Raw genomic sequence first — 1,221 nt, forward strand, 5'->3', positions numbered from 1 at the left:
ATCCGACGTGCTGGCGGATTTCGTCCGCTTGTTTGACGCAATCGAAGCCCAGCACCGAGCCGCTGCCTTCCGCCGGAGTCAACAACCCGCAGAGGGCTTTGATCAGAGTCGTTTTGCCCGATCCGTTAGGTCCCAGAAATCCGTAAATCTCGCCCTGCTCGACGGCGATGGAAACGCGATCCACGGCAGTGAATTTGCCGAAGCGAATGGTTAAGTCTGTAGTTTTGATTGCTTGCATTGGTGAGTAGTCGAAAGCGAGTAGGCGGGAGTCGGTAATCGGGAGTCGGCATTCAAAGTAACTGTGGCCTTGAAAGGCTGACTACCGAATTCCGACTCCCGACTACTTTTCAAGAGTTACGTCGGCAGCCATTCCCGGTTTCAATTTGCCTTCGCGGTTGTCAATGCGGACTTTGACGCCGAAGACCTGATGATTGCGTTCGTCGCGGCTTTGCACATTGCGCGGAGTGAATTCGCCTTGCGAGTTGATCTGCTCAACCACGCCGTCGAACAGTCTGTCGCTGAATGAATCCACTTTGATTTTGGCTTTCTGGCCGACTTTGGCCATTCCAAGCTGGGGTTCTGGGATGAAAACGCGAACGTAGATTTGATCTTTTTCCAGCAACCGCGCGACGGTTTGATTCGGCGTCAGCAAATCGCCAGGGCGTACGCTGAGCACTTCAACCGTGGCAGCCGCCGAAGATTTGACCTCGCCTTCTTCAAGCTGGACTTTGATTTGTTCCAATCGGGCCTGGGCTTCGGCCAGTTGAGCGCGCGCGTCGGCGATTTCTTCGGCGCGCGGGCCGGCCAGCACCAACTTTTCAGCCTCCTGCGCCTGCCGAAATTTCTCTTCGGCGGCGCGAATGTCTTCCTTGCGACTGCCGTGCAGCAACAGATCGAGCCGCTTCTTTTCGGCATCGCGCCGAGCGCGAAGGTTTTCCAAACGAAACTTGGCCGAATCGAATTCCTGCTGGGAAATGTCGCCGGAGGCTCGCAACTTCTCGGTTCGTTGAAATGCAATCGCAGCGTTATCGAGGTCGGCTTCAGCGGCGGCGACTGCAGCGCGCTCTTGTTCGATTTCTTCCGGACGCGGCCAGTTTTTGACGGATTCCAGCGATGCGCGAGCAGTTTCAGTCGCCGCTTTGGCTTGCGCTTTTTCTTCCGGGCGAGCGCCATGCAGCAATCGTTCCAGTCTGGCTTGTTGCTGTTCGATGCGAGCTTCAG

2 protein-coding genes are annotated in these 1,221 nt (G+C 56.2%); both read right to left on the reverse strand.

What is annotated here, in order from left to right; all coding sequences use genetic code 11:
• A partial coding sequence (locus HYZ49_16845) for an ATP-binding cassette domain-containing protein (GenBank protein ID MBI3243952.1) occupies window positions 1-238 on the reverse strand: 238 nt, incomplete at its 3' end.
• A gap of 102 nt (window positions 239-340) precedes the next feature.
• The coding region (locus HYZ49_16850) for an efflux RND transporter periplasmic adaptor subunit (protein ID MBI3243953.1) at window positions 341-1,221 on the reverse strand (881 nt) is incomplete at its 5' end.

Source organism: Chloroflexota bacterium (assembly GCA_016197225.1).
Taxonomy (GTDB): domain Bacteria; phylum Chloroflexota; class Anaerolineae; order Anaerolineales; family VGOW01; genus VGOW01.